The organism is Flavobacterium aureirubrum (assembly GCF_038739835.1).
GTDB lineage: Bacteria > Bacteroidota > Bacteroidia > Flavobacteriales > Flavobacteriaceae > Flavobacterium > Flavobacterium aureirubrum.
Map to the genome: position 1 here is coordinate 149,230 of NZ_JBCGDO010000005.1, position 17,823 is coordinate 167,052.

The 17,823-nt window shown below is 32.6% G+C and carries 19 protein-coding genes and 1 pseudogene; 4 read left to right on the plus strand and 16 right to left on the minus strand.

The window, feature by feature from the left end:
* Window position 1: 1 nt before the first annotated feature.
* Entirely contained in the window at window positions 2-2,170 is a 2,169-nt protein-coding gene (locus WFZ85_RS06105) for an endonuclease MutS2 (protein WP_342695403.1), read from the minus strand.
* Window positions 2,171-2,254: 84 nt separating this feature from the next.
* Between WFZ85_RS06105 and WFZ85_RS06110 the strand changes: the two genes are divergently transcribed.
* Window positions 2,255-2,920 carry a uracil-DNA glycosylase gene (locus tag WFZ85_RS06110; protein WP_342695404.1) on the plus strand — a complete coding sequence of 222 codons (666 nt, stop codon included), beginning with the start codon at window positions 2,255-2,257 and terminating at the stop codon, window positions 2,918-2,920.
* A gap of 1 nt (window position 2,921) precedes the next feature.
* Here the strand turns inward: WFZ85_RS06110 and WFZ85_RS06115 are convergent, their stop codons facing one another.
* The 10 genes from WFZ85_RS06115 to WFZ85_RS06160 all read right to left on the minus strand — a co-directional run bounded on the left by WFZ85_RS06115 (window position 2,922) and on the right by WFZ85_RS06160 (window position 9,907).
* Window positions 2,922-3,491: a hypothetical protein gene (locus WFZ85_RS06115; protein WP_342695405.1), complete on the minus strand. Its 570-nt coding sequence runs from the start codon at window positions 3,489-3,491 to the stop codon at window positions 2,922-2,924.
* 6 nt (window positions 3,492-3,497) lie between these two features.
* The gene (locus tag WFZ85_RS06120) at window positions 3,498-4,070 is read right to left on the minus strand and encodes a DUF3575 domain-containing protein (RefSeq protein WP_342695406.1); all 573 of its coding nucleotides are present in this window, start codon (window positions 4,068-4,070) and stop codon (window positions 3,498-3,500) included.
* 84 nt (window positions 4,071-4,154) lie between these two features.
* Complete coding sequence (locus WFZ85_RS06125) at window positions 4,155-5,087, minus strand: transglutaminase (RefSeq protein ID WP_342695407.1); 933 nt, start codon at window positions 5,085-5,087, stop codon at window positions 4,155-4,157.
* Window positions 5,088-5,104: 17 nt separating this feature from the next.
* A complete protein-coding gene (locus WFZ85_RS06130; protein ID WP_342695408.1) occupies window positions 5,105-5,956 on the minus strand; it encodes a substrate-binding domain-containing protein in 852 nt (283 codons plus the stop codon).
* Window positions 5,957-5,986: 30 nt separating this feature from the next.
* Window positions 5,987-6,487, minus strand: coding sequence for a hypothetical protein (locus WFZ85_RS06135; RefSeq protein WP_342695409.1), 501 nt, complete (start codon window positions 6,485-6,487; stop codon window positions 5,987-5,989).
* Between the two features lie 21 nt (window positions 6,488-6,508).
* The gene (locus WFZ85_RS06140) at window positions 6,509-7,042 is read right to left on the minus strand and encodes a GNAT family N-acetyltransferase (RefSeq protein ID WP_342695410.1); all 534 of its coding nucleotides are present in this window, start codon (window positions 7,040-7,042) and stop codon (window positions 6,509-6,511) included.
* A gap of 92 nt (window positions 7,043-7,134) precedes the next feature.
* Complete coding sequence (locus WFZ85_RS06145; protein WP_342695411.1) at window positions 7,135-8,001, minus strand: nucleoside phosphorylase; 867 nt, start codon at window positions 7,999-8,001, stop codon at window positions 7,135-7,137.
* A 60-nt stretch (window positions 8,002-8,061) separates the two neighbouring features.
* Window positions 8,062-8,394 (minus strand): translation initiation factor, encoded by a 333-nt coding sequence (locus WFZ85_RS06150; RefSeq protein WP_342695412.1) that lies wholly within the window; start codon window positions 8,392-8,394, stop codon window positions 8,062-8,064.
* A gap of 47 nt (window positions 8,395-8,441) precedes the next feature.
* On the minus strand, window positions 8,442-8,825 hold the full coding sequence (locus tag WFZ85_RS06155) for a GxxExxY protein (protein WP_342695413.1): 384 nt from the start codon (window positions 8,823-8,825) through the stop codon (window positions 8,442-8,444).
* Window positions 8,826-8,953: 128 nt separating this feature from the next.
* Complete coding sequence (locus WFZ85_RS06160; RefSeq protein WP_342695414.1) at window positions 8,954-9,907, minus strand: isopenicillin N synthase family dioxygenase; 954 nt, start codon at window positions 9,905-9,907, stop codon at window positions 8,954-8,956.
* A gap of 189 nt (window positions 9,908-10,096) precedes the next feature.
* On the opposite strand from WFZ85_RS06160, the gene WFZ85_RS06165 reads away from it, so the two are divergent.
* On the plus strand, window positions 10,097-12,073 hold the full coding sequence (locus WFZ85_RS06165; RefSeq protein ID WP_342695415.1) for an alpha-ketoacid dehydrogenase subunit alpha/beta: 1,977 nt from the start codon (window positions 10,097-10,099) through the stop codon (window positions 12,071-12,073).
* 61 nt (window positions 12,074-12,134) lie between these two features.
* Here the strand turns inward: WFZ85_RS06165 and WFZ85_RS16535 are convergent, their stop codons facing one another.
* From WFZ85_RS16535 to WFZ85_RS06180, 4 genes are all read right to left on the minus strand, one after another.
* The gene (locus WFZ85_RS16535) at window positions 12,135-12,362 is read right to left on the minus strand and encodes a DUF7670 domain-containing protein (RefSeq protein ID WP_461782268.1); all 228 of its coding nucleotides are present in this window, start codon (window positions 12,360-12,362) and stop codon (window positions 12,135-12,137) included.
* Between the two features lie 18 nt (window positions 12,363-12,380).
* Window positions 12,381-12,503, minus strand: a complete 123-nt coding sequence (locus tag WFZ85_RS06170; protein ID WP_342695416.1) for a hypothetical protein — start codon at window positions 12,501-12,503, stop codon at window positions 12,381-12,383.
* A 137-nt stretch (window positions 12,504-12,640) separates the two neighbouring features.
* Window positions 12,641-12,808: a hypothetical protein gene (locus WFZ85_RS06175; protein WP_342695417.1), complete on the minus strand. Its 168-nt coding sequence runs from the start codon at window positions 12,806-12,808 to the stop codon at window positions 12,641-12,643.
* Window positions 12,809-12,909: 101 nt separating this feature from the next.
* The gene (locus tag WFZ85_RS06180; RefSeq protein WP_342695418.1) at window positions 12,910-13,353 is read right to left on the minus strand and encodes a hypothetical protein; all 444 of its coding nucleotides are present in this window, start codon (window positions 13,351-13,353) and stop codon (window positions 12,910-12,912) included.
* 205 nt (window positions 13,354-13,558) lie between these two features.
* On the opposite strand from WFZ85_RS06180, the gene WFZ85_RS06185 reads away from it, so the two are divergent.
* Complete coding sequence (locus tag WFZ85_RS06185; protein ID WP_342695419.1) at window positions 13,559-13,969, plus strand: hypothetical protein; 411 nt, start codon at window positions 13,559-13,561, stop codon at window positions 13,967-13,969.
* A gap of 80 nt (window positions 13,970-14,049) precedes the next feature.
* On the opposite strand, the gene WFZ85_RS06190 is transcribed toward WFZ85_RS06185, so the two are convergent.
* A complete protein-coding gene (locus WFZ85_RS06190; protein ID WP_342695420.1) occupies window positions 14,050-17,355 on the minus strand; it encodes an amidohydrolase family protein in 3,306 nt (1,101 codons plus the stop codon).
* A 239-nt stretch (window positions 17,356-17,594) separates the two neighbouring features.
* On the opposite strand from WFZ85_RS06190, the pseudogene WFZ85_RS06195 reads away from it, so the two are divergent.
* Window positions 17,595-17,823: pseudogene (locus WFZ85_RS06195) on the plus strand (IS982 family transposase); the annotation flags it as partial.

Here is a 17,823-nt window from a genome sequence, read left to right on the forward strand (position 1 = left end):
CTCACTTGGTCTTTATAAATTCTAGTAGTTCTAAGCTCACTTTTGAAGTAAAAACACCGTAATTTACAATGGCTTTGTTTTTATCAATTTTATCAATAGTTCCAATAGCTTTTCCGTCAAACATTCTTACACTGTCACCAACTTTTAAAATTATTTTTGGTTTGTCAGCTTCTATTTTTTGTGCTTTTGCCTTTTTTTCTTTTTTAACTTCTCTTATTTCGTTTACTTTCACTTGAACTTCTTCAATCACCTTTTTCTTGATGATTTCATTTTCTACTCTTTCTTTTGCCGATGCTTTTTTGCGTTTAGAGTTTTCTACCTCTACAATTTTTAAAAATTCACCAATTAAAGTCTTCTTGTCTTTATTATTAAAGTATTTTTCTGAAATATCATCAATTTTTTGTCCAACATATATTAATCTTTGGTTTGAGTCATACAATTCTTGATAACGTTCCAATTTATCTTGGATTTTACTGTTAATGGTTTCCATTTTTTTACTTTCTTCGCGTGCTCTAATTTCCTCTTCTTTTAATGTTTGAGAAGTTTTTTCTAGTTTTGAGCGCTCTTTTTGAAGTGTCGCAATTGTTTTGTCAAATCGAACTTTTCCAACTTCAATCTTCTTTTTTGCACGATTAATTAGTCCATATGGAATGCCATTTTTCTGAGCTACTTCGAAAGTAAAAGAACTTCCAGCTTGTCCCAATATCAATTTGTACATTGGTTCTAATGATTTTTCATCAAAAAGCATATTTGCATTGCTGGCAAATGGTAATTCATTAGCCAAAATCTTTAAATTGGAATAATGTGTTGTAATAATACCAAAAGCTTCTCGGTGATAAAACTCTTCGAGAAAAATTTCAGCCAAAGCACCGCCTAATTCTGGATCGGAACCAGTTCCAAATTCATCAATTAAAAATAAAGTTTTAGCATTACATTTTTTCAAAAAGTAATTCATGTTTTTTAAACGGTAACTGTAGGTACTTAAATGATTTTCAATAGATTGATTGTCACCAATATCAGTTAAAATTCTATCAAAAAGAAAGGTTTCACTTCGCTCGTGAACTGGAATTAAAATGCCACATTGTAGCATTAATTGTAAAAGTCCAATTGTTTTCAGGGATATTGTTTTACCTCCAGCATTTGGACCAGAAATAACAATGATTCTATTGTCATTACTCAATTCTATTGTTTGTGGAAATGTTTTTTCTTTTTTTTCGGTATTGTTTAAAAACAAAATAGGGTGAAAAGCATCTCTAAAATACAATCGTTTTTCCTCGATAATATTAGGCAGTATTGCATTGATTTTTCGGGCGTATTTTGCTTTTGCTGCGATAACATCTATATCACTCAGAAAATCTTGATATTGCTTCAATAAATCGATATATGGACGAATTTCATTCGATAATTTTTTTAAAATTCTCGTAATTTCTTCCCGCTCTTCGTATGCTAAATTACTCAATTCTCGTGAGTATTGCAGTGTAGTTTCGGGTTCAATATAAGCAATGCTTCCTGTCTTTGAACTTCCTAGCATTGAACCTTTCACTTTTCTTCTATACATAGCTAAAACAGCCAAAACTCTTCTGTTTTCAACAAAACTTTCTTTAATTTCGTCTAAATATCCTAAGGAGTTGTATTGGCTCATCGCTTGACCAAAACTTTGGTTTACTTTTCCACGAACAACGCTCATGTCTCTGCGAATATTTATTAAATCAGGTGACGCATTGTCTTTTATTTCTCCAAATTTATCAACAACTTCATCTATTTTTTGAATGATGTATTTGGTATATTCGATTTTTGATCCTTTCTCGTCAAGTTTTGGGTAGTAATCATGGAATTTTTTCAGAAACAACAACATTGTGTTTACTGTTTCTGAAAGTGTTGCTATTTTTCTAAAACTACTTACTTCAAGAAAGCTATCTTCAATGGCCAAAAACTTAATATCATTAGTGAGATTGTCAAATCCATGATTGGGAATCGCATTATTATTGGTAAACGAGGAAAGGTACTCAGATGTTTGCAACAAATTGTCCATCAATTCTTCCTTGCTTTTAAAAGGTACTATTTGAAGTGCTTTTTCTTTTCCAATTTCAGTATTACAGCGTTCTGAAATGGTATGCAAAACAGTGGTAAATTCTAAATCTTGTAGCGTTTTTTCAGTAATTGATATCATTAAATCGTTGGCTTTGGTTCAAAGTTACAAATGTTGGTAACCATTTTGTGTTGGAAAGCATTATTTTTGATAAAATTTTAAGAGATGTTGATTAAAATACACAGTTCTTGGCATAACGTTCTTCATCAAGAATTTGATAAACCATATTTTCAAAAGTTAATTGATTTTGTAAAAAACGAATACGCAACACAAAGGTGTTTTCCAAAAGGAGCGCAAATATTTGCAGCCTTTGATTATTGTACTTTTGATAAAATAAAAGTAGTTATTATTGGACAAGATCCTTATCATGGTTTTGGGCAAGCAAATGGTCTCTGTTTTTCGGTGAATGATGGCATTGCTTTTCCACCATCTTTAAGTAATATTTTTAAAGAAATTCAAGCTGATTTAGGTGTGTCAATTCCTAGTTCTGGAAATTTGGAACGTTGGGCAAACCAAGGTGTATTATTGCTTAATGCAACTCTTACTGTGCGTGAAAGTCAAGCCGGAAGTCATCAAAATCAAGGTTGGGAAACATTTACAGATGCAGTTATTCAAAAAATATCTGACGAAAAAGAACATGTTGTTTTCTTACTTTGGGGTGGTTTTGCCAAAAAAAAAGGTTCTAAAATTGATAAACTTAAACATCATGTTTTAGAAACAGGACATCCTTCACCATTAAGCGCTAATCGTGGATTATGGTTTGGCAACAAACATTTCAGTGAAACAAATGACTATTTAAGAAAATGCGGGCAAAAAGAAATAAATTGGTAACTTAGTTTACAGTAAAATTATAGTAACCATTAGTGTCAAGTCCAGAAATTTCGGAATCAATATTTAAAACTAACCGTTTTGATGGACTTAAAGAGCGCAGTTCCACGCTATCCTTGGAGTCGCTGTTATAACCAAAACTCATTCGATAGGTTCCAGCAGTTAACAGAGGGAATCCAACACGATATTCATAAAGATTTGAAACGGTATTAAATTGACAAATAGCGTAAACAAACGAGCCATTTTGAGCATTACCTTTTACAATATCTAATTGATTATCGTTTACTGATACTACTTCCCATTCTGTACTATTAATTCGTTTTTCAATGATATATGTGAAGACAAATTCATTTGCTCCAGTGGTTTGAAAAATATCTATTAAAGCACCATCATTTAAGATTCTCGGAAACTGAGAGGAAACATATAGCTTTTCACCAACTGAATAACTGGTTTCAGTATTTTCAATTGAAACTAAATTAGGAACATTTATAAAAACATTATTATAAAATCCATCATCGTTAGTATCACAATTTGAAAGCAAAAAAGCAAAAGCTAGTAGCACTATTTTTTTCATAATAATTTATTTAAATCTATATCCTAAATTTATACCAACTCTTGAAATGACATCAGGGCTTTTGTCTGTATTAAAAAGATTTGATCCAAATCCTACCAGAACTTCAAGCGCAAAAGCATCATGAAAATACATTTTGTAGCCTAAACTTCCACCCACACCAAAATCGGTATAACTTGATTTTTTTGTGATATAATAATCAGGTTGCGCCATACCTGTAACTCTAATTATTTCTTTGAAATCACCACCGTTATAAGATCCAAATATCTCTGCAAAATAGTACCTAGTTTTACTTTTAGACAAAGCATACCTTATGTAGGGATTTATTTCAAATTTTGGAAGATTATTTCTGTATCCAAGATCAAAATCATCATTTAATTTATTGCTATTTGCGTAATTTACATTTACTCCAACTGAATAATCAGTGCTAAAAAAACGTTCATAACTAACACTTAATTTTGAAAAAGCAATAATCGATAAAACATCAACACGGATTTCATTTTTTTTATCAATAATTCCACTTGTTTCTTGTGCTTGCGTCGCAAATGTTAGTAACAATAATAAATATAAAATTTTCTTCATTATACCCTATTTTATTTTGAACGAATATAAAAATAAATTAGTAATTAACGACAAGTAAGTAGAAGTAATTAGTAATTATAAAGTTTAATCAAAAGTTAATGCACCTAAAATTTCTTCATTCATAAAAGGACCACCAGGATATTTTGCAGTATAATCTAAATTGAGCCAAATACTTCCACGCTCGTCAATATGATAGTGAATGGGTTTGTGATTACTCTCGGTTGGGAAAAGATATTTTTTTATGATATAGTTAATTCGTTCCAAATCTCTTTCATTTCCAATATAAATTTCGGGATAAATATGTCCTTTGGTGTGAATTAACCGCATGGTTCCTCCAATAGATTTTATGCATGCTACCATCAAGATAGAGTGGTCATCACAATCACCTGATAGATATTTTAATGACTCAGTAGCTTTAGCAATATAGTCGTGGCCTTTTGGGTCGCTTACATAGTGCCAATTGCTGTTTATTTCTTTGAAAATTGCAAAAGATTGAATAATTGTAAAATAGTTATTATATCCTCGTATTTTTTTTAAATTTTTGTTGATTGCCATTAAAGCAAAATCTCTCACTTTCGGATTTTGATATTCCACAGCGTCAATTATCTTGGATTTATTAGGAAAAGGCATTAGTTTAGAGATGATGATATCTTGCGGATAAGGATTTTCTTCCATGGTATACATCATCGAACGATAATCTTCAAAAATATTTTGAAAACCATACTCGCCAGATAAGGTTCCAAATAAAAGCAATATCAAATAAAGTATAATCGAAATTAAAGTCACTCTTCTCATAGCTCTTAAAATTAGCTGAATAATGACAAGGATGAGAATAAATAATATAATTCTATCGACGTTATGTGCCCAATCGAGGGTAATGAAATTATTATGAGCAATGATGAATACAGGAATGGTTAATAAGACATTCAAGATAAATATGATAATCAAATCCCAAGGACTTTTTATCCTGAATATTTCTTTCAGACGCGGATAAGTGAGATTATTTAATTTGATCATAATGCCAATGGCAAAAGCTAAATGGCTTTTACTATTTCAGCAAAAGTACCCTTTTTATCTATAATTTTTAGGTCAAACAACTGATTTTGAATTTTGTTTAACACTTTTTCGTCTAGTGTTTTTTGAGACCATTTAGTAAGCGAAAGCCATTCTTGAATATCTTGTAATTGCTGATTGTATTTTGATGCCAAAGTCCTATCAATACTTGGAATTTCTTTAAATTCTGTCGTAGTGTTGTTAATAATATCAAGTATAAGAAAAAGGGTTTGCTTATTGTGTTCTAAAAATTCATTTCTTACTGCAATTACAAAGCATGGCCAAGGCGTTGGACATTCGGCAACGCGACGAAAAATTCCTTTATCTACTAATGGTTTGGTCATAAATCGTTCCCACATGAAGTAATCAGCACTGCCATTAGTCAACGCTTCAACGGCGCCATCAATGGTATTTACTACTTCAAATTGCAGGTTATTGGTATCCCAATTTTGATTTTGAGCATTGACATACGCCATTAAATGCGAACCTGAACCCAAACGAGAAATGGCAGCTTTGGTGTTTTCTAAATCGGGAAGTGTTTTAAATTTTGAATTTGCCGCTACGTGAATTCCCCAAATCAATGGACTTTCAACATAAACTTGTACTATCGAACTTGGATTTCCTCCAACAATATCTTTTACAATTCCTTCGGTTAGAATTATTGCAATATCCGTTTCGCCATCACGAAGCATTTGACACATTTTTCCTGTGCCTTCGGGAATGTCTGTCCATTGTAAATCGATGCCTTCGTTTTCAAATTCGCCATTTTCGATGCAAAGTTGCCACGGAAGATTGAAATGTTCTGGAACGCCAGCTATTTTAATTGTTTTCATTTATTAGTATTAAGATTGGAGTAGTAAGTATTAAGACTGTTCAGAGAGTTTTTGAATACATTTTTCTCTAATGTTCCAAATTTCTTCAAAAGTAAAGGGAATTTGGTTTTCTGTAATCCAATTTTTCAGGAATTTTTGATGGTATTTAACTTTAAAATCGGCTACTTGATTGGGTTCAATGTTAATTTCTTCTAAGATATCATTTCTTAATTTTTCAAAATCAGAGTTTGGATTAGTGATATCGGTTACTTTTCCGTTGATTTTTAAATAACAATGCGCTTCGGGCAGATATTCCAAATTGTTTTCTTTTAAAATCGAACCAATTTTGGTGTTTGCTTCATTCATTTTATAAATTCCAATGATTAAATCTACGTTTGGAATATTATTTTTATTGGCATAATCTTTTAAAAAGGCATGTTTCGAACTGCAAGTTCCTTTGTTTTCTGAAATGACTAATGAAAAATCAGTACGGTTTGAATTTCTTCCGTAAGGAATGTTTTTTACTTTTTCAATTAGCGCTTCAAAATCCATAAACTGATAACTGACAACTGTTTACTGAACACTTTTTTCCATTTGCCACCATTTCCAAGTTACGCCACTTTCATCTGGATAATTTTCCATAAAAGTCATTCCCACTTTTTCTAAAACACGATTGGATGCAGTGTTTTCAGCATGTGTATAAGCGTTCATTTCTTGGATATTCATTTGTTTGAAACCATAGTCAAGCCAGGCGATTGAAGCTTCGGTGGCGTAACCTTTTGCCCAAAATTTTGGGTTTAAGCGATAACCATAATCATAGAAATTGGTGTTTCCGTTTTCAACATGGTCGTTTACAAACTTTATTCCTGTCCAACCAATGAATTCGTTGGTTTCTTTCAAAATGGTTGCAAATCGACCAATTCTGCTTTCTTTATATTGTTTTTGAACCATTTCAATTATTTTGATGGTTTCTTCAACGTTTTGTGTTGGATTTTGCCAAAGATATTTGTGTACTTCTGCTTGATTATCCATAGCAAACATTTCGTCGGCATCAGAAAGTTCTAATGGACGAAGTAGTAATCGTTCTGTTTCGAGAATTAAGTTCATGGTTTACGGTTTTTAGCCCCGATAGAGCCGATATCCTCGCGTAGTTTACGGAGCGAGATAAAGGCGAAAGCGGGAAATAGCTCCAAAAAAAATTATTCAGAAAGTTTTTGTAAAGTATAAGCAATTAGTTCATCTACAGCTTTGTATGGATCAGCGCTAAATGTTCCATTGGCACGATTGGCAATGATAGCATTCAACGACAAGCAATTGTGTCCAAGCAGTTTTCCTAGTCCATAAATGGCTGCAGTTTCCATTTCGAGATTGGTCATTTTTGTTCCTTCAAATTCGAATGCGTCCATTTTGCTGTTGAGTTCGCTGTCCTGAATTTCAAGACGTAAAACGCGACCTTGCGGTCCATAAAATCCGCCAGCTGTTCCAGTGAAACCTTTGTGAAAACGTGGACTTTCGATTTTTTGTTCCAAAGTTTCTGAGCACGATATTACATAAGGTTGTCCTTTGCGTAAATCCCAATTGGTTTGGGCAATGAATGCTTCTTCGAGGTTTTTTTCTGAAATTTCGTCAATTAAATAGGAGCGAAGCATGTTGTCTAATCCAACGGCATATTTGCTTAACACGAAACTATCAACAGGAATATTGGCTTGTAATGAACCTGATGTTCCAATTCGGATGATGTTTAGCGATGTTAAGTTTTCTTTTGGTTTGCGAGTTTCTAAGTCGATATTCACCAAGGCATCGAGTTCGTTCATCACTATGTCTATATTGTCAGGTCCAATTCCGGTTGACATTACGGTCATTCGTTTTCCTTTGAAGAAACCAGTTTGGGTTTTGAATTCACGTTTTTGAGTTGAAAATTCAATTTTTTCAAAGAATTGCGTGATTTTTTCCACTCGGTTTTGGTCGCCTACGAAAATAATATCGTTTGCAATATGTTCGGGTTTTAGATTTAAGTGGTATACACTGCCGTCTGGGTTTAATATTAATTCGGATGATGCAATCATTGTTTGTTTTGTTTAAATTGTTTAAGGTTTAAAAGTTTAAAGTTGTTAATTGTAATTGTTTCAACCACCAACACGTTTGGTTTTAAAACCTTTGTCTTGCAGAATTTTCATGATTTTGTCACGATAATCGCCTTGAAGGATGATTTCTCCATCTTTGAAACTTCCGCCAATAGCTAACTTACTTTTAATTTCTTTGGCTAAAAGTTTGAAATCTTCTTCTTCACCTTCATAGCCTGAGATTATGGTAGTTGGTTTTCCTTTTCGTTTTTCGTATTTACAAAGTATAGGTTCTTTTTGAACAAATAATTTGTGTGGAGTTTCATCAACGGTTTCTGGTTCGTTGGAAACTTCATGGTCGGGAAATAGTTTTTTTAGTTGGTCTTGTAAATCCATTTTTTTTGAACGAGGATAACACGGATTAAACGAGTTATCGCAGATTTTTATTTTCTGTAATTTTGATATATTTTTCTAACAAACTCTGGCTTTTTTCCAAAATTAAGTAATAAACCAACTTCACAATCGGTTGCTTTTAGGTAGTTTATTAATTGAAACTCGTTTGCTTCTACTAAATATTCTTGTGCTTTTAATTCTAATATAATTAAATCATTTACAATTATGTCAGCAATATAGTCACCAACTTCAATTTCTTTGTAAAATACTTTAATTTTCTTTTGCGCTTCTACTTTAAAACCATTTTCTTTTAATTCATAATATAAAGCATTCTGATAAACACGTTCAAGAAATCCATATCCTAATTCATTATACACGTCATAAAAAATTTTTATAATTGATTTTGTTAATTCCTGGTGTAAAATGCTGCTCATAAATATTTTATTTAAATCTGCGATGATTCGTTAAATCTGTTTCATCCGCGTTCCAATGTGGCGTATATTTAAATCAAAAAAAGACATGAAGTGAACTCAATGCCTTTTTTGTTAGAGTTTGTTAATTCTTATTTTTTCTTTAATCCTAATTCAACTAGACGTTCGTCAAGGAATTCTCCTGCTGTAATGTCCTCAAATCCTTTAGGATTATTTTCATCGATGCATTGTTCTAAACAATCTAATTTCATATCGCTAACAGGATGCATAAAAAACGGAATTGAAAAACGCGATGTTCCCCAAAGTTCTCTTGGCGGATTAACTACTTGATGGATAGTTGATTTTAATCTATTGTTTGTATGTCTTGACAACATATCACCCACATTTATCATCAATTCATCAGGTTCTGCCATGGCATCAATCCATTGACCATCGTGGTTTTGAACCTGTAAGCCTTTACCTTGTGCACCCATTAAAAGTGTGATTAGATTAATATCACCATGAGCAGCAGCACGCACAGCGCCATCTTGTGGTTCATCTGTAATTGGCGGATAGTGAATTGGTCTTAAAATGGAATTTCCATCTTTGATGTAATTATCAAAATAAAATTCGTCTAAACCAATGTGTATTGCCAAAGCTCTTAACACATAAATACCCGTTTTTTCAAGCATTTGATAGGCTTCTTTTCCTACGATGTTGAAGTTTGGTAATTCTGAAACATCAACATTATCAGGATATTCGCCAGCATATTTTGAACCTTCACTAACATATTGTCCAAAATGCCAAAATTCTTTTAAATCCCCAGCTGAACGACCTTTTGCATGTTCTTTACCAAAAGAAACATAACCTCTTTGTCCACCAATTCCTGGTATTTCATATTTTGATTTTACTTCTAATGGCAGATTGAAGAAGTTTCGAACTTCTCCATATAAATCTTCCACTAATTTGTCATCAAGAAAATGACCTTTTAATGCTACGAAACCTATTTCTTCGTAAGCTTTTCCGATTTCATTTACAAACTTTTGTTTACGTGCCGGATCGTCCGACAGGAAATCACGTAAGTCAACACTTGGAATTTGTTGCATACTAAAACTTTTTTGTTAATAACTTAAAACGCATTAAAATCAATGCATAGCTACAAATGTAATCAATTTTTAATTATGATTTTTCAAAGTTATCAACAATTAGAAGGCAAACATAGTAGTTATTATTAAGTCAGATTTATTGTTAAAAATAAACCCTTTTATTACTTTTGAACCAAAATAAAAATAAAAATGAATTTCGATAGAAAAGACCATTCCAATATACGCTTATTAGATTTGTACAAACGACTTCTTATGCCTAGAATGATTGAAGAAAAAATGCTCATTTTACTTCGTCAAGGAAAGGTTTCCAAATGGTTTTCAGGTATCGGTCAAGAAGCTATTTCTGTGGGAATCACAAACGCTCTTGATAAAGATGAATATATTTTGCCCATGCATAGAAATTTAGGTGTATTTACGTCTAGAGATATTCCGTTGCACAGATTGTTTTCGCAGTGGCAAGGCAAAAAATCGGGTTTTACGAAAGGTAGAGATAGAAGTTTTCATTTTGGTACGCAAGAGTTTAATATTATTGGAATGATTTCGCATCTTGGACCACAAATGGGTGTAGCTGACGGAATTGCATTAGCCAACAAATTGAAAAAAAACGGTAAAGTCACAGCTGTTTTTACTGGTGAAGGTGCGACTTCTGAAGGCGATTTTCATGAAGCGTTGAATATTGCTGCTGTTTGGGATTTGCCTGTTTTATTTGTTATAGAAAATAACGGCTATGGTCTTTCAACGCCAACAAATGAGCAATACCGTTGTGAAAATTTAGCCGATAAGGGAATTGGCTACGGAATGGAAAGTCATATTATCGATGGAAATAACATTCTTGAAGTTTATAATAAAATACTTGAATTAAAATCTTCCTTAGCCATCAATCCGCGACCAATTTTACTTGAATTTAAAACCTTCAGAATGCGTGGACATGAAGAGGCAAGTGGAACAAAATATGTTCCTCAAGAGTTGATGGACGAATGGGCAAAGAAAGATCCCGTTTCAAATTTTAAAGATTATTTAATCAATATTGGGGTTTTATCCGAAGAATTAGATGCGGAGTTAAAATCAGTAATTAAAAAAGAAATAGACAAGCATTGGGCAATTACACAAGCCGAACCAGACTTTGAAGCTGATTTATTTGACGAATTAAATGATGTGTACAAACATTATGATTTTGAATTAGTTGAGCCATCATCAGAAGTAGAAAATATTCGAGTTATTGATGCTATTTCTTCATCTTTAAAGCAGTCAATGGAACGCCATGAAAATCTTGTCATTATGGGACAAGATGTTGCTGAATATGGTGGAGCATTTAAGATTACCGAAGGTTTTGTAGAAGCTTTTGGAAAAGAAAGAGTTCGAAATACTCCAATTTGTGAAAGTGCAATTGTATCTGCAGCAAACGGTTTGTCTATCAATGGTTATAAAGCAATTGTAGAAATGCAATTTGCCGATTTTGTTTCTTCTGGATTTAATCCAATTGTAAATTTATTAGCAAAACAACATTATCGTTGGGGAGAAAAAGCCGATGTTGTAGTGCGAATGCCTTGCGGTGGCGGAACACAAGCTGGACCATTTCACTCACAAACGAATGAAGCTTGGTTTACTAAAACACCAGGTTTGAAAGTGGTTTATCCAGCCTTTCCATTTGATGCCAAAGGTTTATTGAATACCGCAATTAATGATCCAAATCCGGTGCTTTATTTTGAGCACAAGCAGTTGTATCGTTCTGTTTATCAAGATGTGCCTAAAAATTATTATACCATTCCTTTTGGCAAAGCTTCGGTTATTAAAGAAGGTGTTGATGTTACTATAATTTCTTTCGGTGCAGGCGTTCATTGGGCTTTGGAAACGTTGACTAAAAATCCAGAAATCAAAGCAGATTTGATTGATTTAAGAAGTTTACAACCTTTGGATACTGAAACGATTTTTACATCAATAAAGAAAACGGGAAGATGTATTATTTTGCAAGAAGACACAGTTTTCGGTGGAATTTCAAGTGATATTTCAGCATTAATTATGGAAAATTGTTTTGAATATCTCGATGCGCCTGTGAAAAGGGTTGGAAGTTTAGAAAGTCCAATTCCATTTGTAAAAGCATTGGAAGACCAATATTTGCCTAAAGAACGATTTGAGAACGTTTTACAAGAAGTATTGGCTTATTAATATTTTTTTAAGTAAAAATGCAAAAGGCGCTTTGAATAGCGCCTTCGTTTTTTATTCTATATTATGTTTTATGTGTTATTCTATTTTGTTTCCAGCTTATGTAATAAAGTATACCAATTAAAAATAGTGGTCCTGAAATTAAGAGATAGGTTATCAAATCAAATTTACCCCAAAATAGCAAAATATAGAATAGACCTAAAGAAATGTAGATAATCGAGCCAGTTAGTTCTTGATACCATGAGACTAAAAGCACTAATAATACCAAAAAAGTTGGAGTTAAATGAAGCAGAAGTTCAAGGGCTTTATCCTAAAATTCTAATTTTGCATAAAAAGTGTCTGAAGCAAACAAACTTATGAAAATCGCAATGAAGAAGCTCAAACCTCTTGCTAACCATGTAACAAAAGTAGTTTTATGAGCAATTATTTTCATTTTTATCATAATTTTAATTTGTTTATTAAAGCTAACAAAATATGAACAAAAATGATATGATAATTGTCATCCTATTTGGATGAATTAACAAACTTCAAGACTAACGGAAAAGAATTTTTAATTTTATCAGTATTAAATTACACCGGATTATTTACTTCATCTTCCTCTTTGTCTTCAATTTCAAATTCATTATTGAGAAATGTTTCAAGATCTTTTTGGTCTTTATGATTTTTAATAATTAAAAAAACGATCAAAACAATTCCCAAGAGTACTATTCCAACTATGATGTACCAATTTGCATCCATAATAATTTAGTTTGTATTAAAACTATGAAAATAGTATAACGTAAATGTTAAACTAAGGTTATGAAATAAAGATTATAATAGTGAATTTTGGCCTTTCAAATTTACAATACTGGGCCATAAGAATTGGCATTTCCACTTCTTGTATCCATAATTTTTCCAGCAAAGTAAGCCATTGGCAAATAGGCAACAAACAAATCTAACACGGAAAACCAAATAGGCGATGGTAAAATTAAAACCATATAGAAACCACCAATTAAAAATAGCAAACCTATACTTAAAGCAATTTTAAAACGATGTGTTGCTGCAACAACAGCTGCGATAATTGCACCTGCGAATGTTCCAAGCGCATGTGCTAAAAATGGAAATAAAAAATGCTGTGGTTCATAAAGTTGAATAGAAGAAGCTAATACCTCTGTTGAAGTCATGTCAAAACCTTCGGGTGGAGGAATAATAGAAGTTCCAATTTGTATTATTAGCATGTTCACCGCGCTTCCAACTATAATTCCTAAAATTATAGCAAAAATGTTTTTTACTATTATATTCATAATTATTCCGATTTAAGGTTGGTTATGTAAATGTATGATTTATTTTTATTTTATAATTAAGTTTTAAACTGGTCTATTGAATTAATCTATTTTCTAATGTTAAGTTTTTGTCGAAATGCAAAACTTTACATTGGGCTATGACTTTATACACTATTTTTGTTTTCAGTTTATTTACATTAAGATAACATTTTAATAAAATTGAATTATGACCAAACGAACTAAATCAACAAATCAGATAGCTGACATTATCAACGATAATACAACTCCCAATTCGGCAATGAGCCAAGAAATAGAAGAAATTGCAACAATACCAGTAAAAGAAGAAATTATAATTGATGATACAGCTAACGAATTAGTAATCAATGAAAGTATTCACGAAGAAGTTGCAACTGACAATAAAAAAAGTAAAAAAGCAAAAGCTGAAAAGAAAAAGGAAAAAGCTAAAAAAGTAAAGACAAAAGAAAAAGCGAAAGCTGAACAGAAGAAGGAAAAAGCTAAAAAAGCTAAAGAAAAAGCAAAAGCAAAAAAAGAAAAGGAAAACAAAAAAAACAAAGCAAAGAAAGCTAAAGTTACCGCTAAAAAAAGTAATAAATCAAAAAAGAAAAAAAAGGACTAGTTTTATTTCATCACTTTTATAAAAGCAAAAAACCACTTATTTGAATAAGTGGTTTTTTTTTTGTAACATGTTGTTTATTTTTAATTGTGAGCATGTTTAGCGCCGCAACATTGTTGATGCATATAACTTTCGCTTTCTTCGTGCCAAGGAAAATTTGTACTGTATTTACTGTTTTCCCAATAAAATGATTTACGTTTTTTAGGTTCGTTGCCTTCTTCGTTCATAGTTTCTGAATTGTACATTCTACCGTTAGCAATTGTATAGCGAAGTGACAAGGAATTTTGAATATTGTCTAAAGGATTTTTATCTAATACCAAAATATCGGCTAATTTACCCACTTCAAGAGAGCCAATATCGCTGCCTGCACCAATATAATTTGCACTGTTGATTGTAGCTGTTTTTAAAGTCTCTAAATTGCTCATTCCACCTTGATTAATACTCCATAATTCCCAGTGTGCTCCTAAACCTTGCAACTGTCCATGCGCACCCATATTTACTTTTACACCTTTATCTGCCAATTTTTTAACCGATTGTGAAGTTAGAATATGATCATTTTTGTAATCTTCTTCTGGAGCCATGATGCGGTAACGTGAACGAGAGTCGATAATGGCTCTTGGGGTAAACTGTAACAGTTTTTTGTTTTCCCAAACATTGGTTTTTTGGTACCAATAATATTCTGAATTTAATCCGCCATAATTTACAATAAGAGTTGGTGTATAACCTACTTTACTATTACTCCACAACTCTATTACATCTTTATAAACTGGCGTTACAGGAATATTATGTTCAATACCAGTATGTCCATCAATAACCATGGTCATATTATGAAAAAAGTTTGAACCACCTTCAGGAACGACGTTAATACCTTCTTCACGAGCAGCTTGCAGAACTTGTTGACGTTGATCACGACGAGGTTGATTATAACTTTTTACCGATAATGCACCAAACGCTTTAGTTCGTTTGATAGAAGAACGAGCATCATCCAAACTATTTACTACTGCTTTGAAATCGCCATCAGCACCATACAATATGAAACCTGTGGAATAAATTCTCGGTCCAACTAAAGCACCACTTTTTACCATTTCTGAAAGTGTGAAAATTGACTCTGTATTTGAAGATGGATCGTGTGAAGTAGTTACACCGAATGCGAGATTGGCATAAAATTGCCAGTTTTGTTGGGTCGTTAATCCATAGCGAAAAGCACCCACGTGAGCATGAGCATCAACCATTCCTGGCATAAGAGTTTTTCCTTCTAAATCATATATTCTAGCATCGCTAGGAATTGAAATTTCAGATGTTTGGCCTACTGCTTCAATTCGATTTTTGTTGATGATAATTGTCCCTTTTTCTATTATTTTATCACCATCCATAGTAATAATTCGGGCATTTTTTAATGCTAATTTTCCTTTCGGTTTATCGACTTTTACTGTTAACCCAATTTTTATTCCATTATTTACTGGTTTTTCAACTTTTTCAGGTGAATCTGGTAAAAAAGTAAAACGATTTTTTAAATCATTGGAATAGTATTCATCTCCCAAAGTCCACATTACTTTTTGACTATTTTGAGCCCAATGTAAATTAATCCCTGAGTCTTGGGTTAATTCTGAAACTGGTACTGCTGTAGTTTTATTGTCTAAATCTATTTCTTGACCGTTCATATTTAAAGGTGCCAAGTAACCTTTATGTAAATGTGTAAAAGCTATCCATTGGTTGTCTGGGCTTGGAATTAGTCGATTTGCATACTTCGATTTTATATGTGTGCGCTCGTCTTTTCCGTTCAAGTCCACGCTCTTTAATTCTTTCACCAAGTTGCCAAAAAATACACCTCCTGTTTGGTAAAATATACGTGCACCATCTTTTGTGAAAATTGGATATTCGCCACTTGATGTTATGAATTTACTGTCGCCACCATTGCTATTCATAGTGTAAATACCTGGCTTTAATGTAAAAGCATTTCCTTGGTCTAGGTTTCCAGCTTCTTTGCGGAAAACTATCAACTTGCCATCGGGTGATAGGGAAGGAGTGCGATAGATTCCTTTTTTATCGGTTAGTTTTACTACATTTTTTCCATCCATATTCACTTTTTTAATACTGCCAAGTTCTGTATCATTCCAAGTTACGTAGATAATGCTTTTACCATCAGATGAAAAAGTAGGTTCAGCTTCAAAGTCGGTATCATTGGTTAATCTTTTTGGTGTTCCATTTGGTAGTGATTTTGTCCATAAATAGCCAATTGCTCTAAATACCAATGTTTTTCCATCAGGTGAAGTAACAGCATCTCGTATCATTTTTACTGTAAAATCAGTATCACTTATGGGTGTGTTGAAATGCACTCTATCCGCAATATCAACAGTAACATCTGCTGAAAAAGGAATGTTTGTAATCTCATAAGTTTTTGTATTTACTTTTTGGATTTTTCCACCAAACCAGATGACGATATCTTCATTATTTGGCAGCCAACTAAAGTTTGGATACACTCCAAACATAGCCCATGCTGTCTGCTGGTCTTTGTCTAGTTTATCGCAAACAGGCCATTCTTCGCCAGTTTCTATATCGTGAAGATATAAAACGGTAGCAGTTCTCACTCGTTTTACAAAAGCGAGTTTTTTGCCATCTCGCGAGAGTTGAGGTCGAAAAGCACCACCTGGACCGCCAGTAACGGTTTCTGTTTTTCCAGTTTCAAATTCATAACGATAGATGATATAAATTTGACTATTTGGATCTTTATTGTACTGAAAAAATCCACCTGGAGACATGTCTTCGCTGTAATACATGTACTTACCATCAGGAGAAATTATAGGTTCGTTAACATCTTGTTGGTCGTTTTTACGTTTTGTTAGTTGCACTCCTGTACCGCCGCTGATGTGATATTGCCACATTTCGCCAGCACCTGCTGAACGTTGAGAAGTAAAGTTTTTTCTTCCTACGAGATAGTTACCATTTGGCATCCATGCGGGATTGGTGATTAACCGGAAATCTTCTTTTGTAACTTGTTTGGCATTACTACCATCAGCATTCATTATCCATAAGTTATCACCACCACCAGCATCGCTTGTAAATGAAATTTTACTTCCATCGGGACTGAAACGCGGTTGTACTTCAAACGGAATACCAGTACGAAGAACTTTTGCTTTACCACCAGCGATAGGCAAACTATAGATATCACCCAATAAATCAAAAACAATGGTGCTTCCATCAGGACTAACATCGAGATTCATCCAAGTACCTTCTGAAGTAGAAAAGTTATGTGTTTTGTAATTAAAATTTTCACCAGGTTTGGTAATATCCCATCTGGTCTGTTCTTTATCAGGTTTTGTTACTTCTTGTGCATTTGAAATTTCAAAAGAAAATAAGAAAAAAGACAGAAATAGTAATTTTTTGAACATTGTAAAATAAAAGGTTTTATATTTTTTATAAATGTATAAATAAAAAGCACTTTTACTACATTTAACAGTTGATTAAATTATGAAGGTGAAAGCTGATTTTTTATTAGTTATGGTCTTTTTGTGTAAAAAAAAAGTAACTTAACCCGTTGGGTGAAATTATTTGAAGTAAAATAAATTAAACAAATGTTGGTCAAGATACTGAAATTCAGTATCTTGAAGTCGCCAAACAACCAACATTTATGACAAATATAGTTAAAAATTATTTTAGAGTTTTAGAAGTTTTAAGTTCTTTGAATTTTGAGTTAGAGTTCAAATCAGGAATTGGTAGAAAGCCAAAAATAACTGATTTAGAAGTGGTTGCATTGAGTTTTACAGCTGAATTTATGTCTATTGATAGTGAAAATTCACTTTTTAAACAGATTTCTCTAAGTGAAATTCCAAATTTAATTGAGCGAAGTCAGTTTAATA

Coding starts and splice junctions, on each gene's coding strand:
- WFZ85_RS06105 (WP_342695403.1), bottom strand. CDS start 2,170: ATGATATCAATTACTGAAAAAACGCTACAAGATTTAGAATTTACCACT.
- WFZ85_RS06110 (WP_342695404.1), top strand. CDS start 2,255: ATGTTGATTAAAATACACAGTTCTTGGCATAACGTTCTTCATCAAGAA.
- WFZ85_RS06115 (WP_342695405.1), bottom strand. CDS start 3,491: ATGAAAAAAATAGTGCTACTAGCTTTTGCTTTTTTGCTTTCAAATTGT.
- WFZ85_RS06120 (WP_342695406.1), bottom strand. CDS start 4,070: ATGAAGAAAATTTTATATTTATTATTGTTACTAACATTTGCGACGCAA.
- WFZ85_RS06125 (WP_342695407.1), bottom strand. CDS start 5,087: ATGATCAAATTAAATAATCTCACTTATCCGCGTCTGAAAGAAATATTC.
- WFZ85_RS06130 (WP_342695408.1), bottom strand. CDS start 5,956: ATGAAAACAATTAAAATAGCTGGCGTTCCAGAACATTTCAATCTTCCG.
- WFZ85_RS06135 (WP_342695409.1), bottom strand. CDS start 6,487: ATGGATTTTGAAGCGCTAATTGAAAAAGTAAAAAACATTCCTTACGGA.
- WFZ85_RS06140 (WP_342695410.1), bottom strand. CDS start 7,042: ATGAACTTAATTCTCGAAACAGAACGATTACTACTTCGTCCATTAGAA.
- WFZ85_RS06145 (WP_342695411.1), bottom strand. CDS start 8,001: ATGATTGCATCATCCGAATTAATATTAAACCCAGACGGCAGTGTATAC.
- WFZ85_RS06150 (WP_342695412.1), bottom strand. CDS start 8,394: ATGGATTTACAAGACCAACTAAAAAAACTATTTCCCGACCATGAAGTT.
- WFZ85_RS06155 (WP_342695413.1), bottom strand. CDS start 8,825: ATGAGCAGCATTTTACACCAGGAATTAACAAAATCAATTATAAAAATT.
- WFZ85_RS06160 (WP_342695414.1), bottom strand. CDS start 9,907: ATGCAACAAATTCCAAGTGTTGACTTACGTGATTTCCTGTCGGACGAT.
- WFZ85_RS06165 (WP_342695415.1), top strand. CDS start 10,097: ATGAATTTCGATAGAAAAGACCATTCCAATATACGCTTATTAGATTTG.
- WFZ85_RS06170 (WP_342695416.1), bottom strand. CDS start 12,503: ATGAAAATAATTGCTCATAAAACTACTTTTGTTACATGGTTAGCAAGA.
- WFZ85_RS06175 (WP_342695417.1), bottom strand. CDS start 12,808: ATGGATGCAAATTGGTACATCATAGTTGGAATAGTACTCTTGGGAATT.
- WFZ85_RS06180 (WP_342695418.1), bottom strand. CDS start 13,353: ATGAATATAATAGTAAAAAACATTTTTGCTATAATTTTAGGAATTATA.
- WFZ85_RS06185 (WP_342695419.1), top strand. CDS start 13,559: ATGACCAAACGAACTAAATCAACAAATCAGATAGCTGACATTATCAAC.
- WFZ85_RS06190 (WP_342695420.1), bottom strand. CDS start 17,355: ATGTTCAAAAAATTACTATTTCTGTCTTTTTTCTTATTTTCTTTTGAA.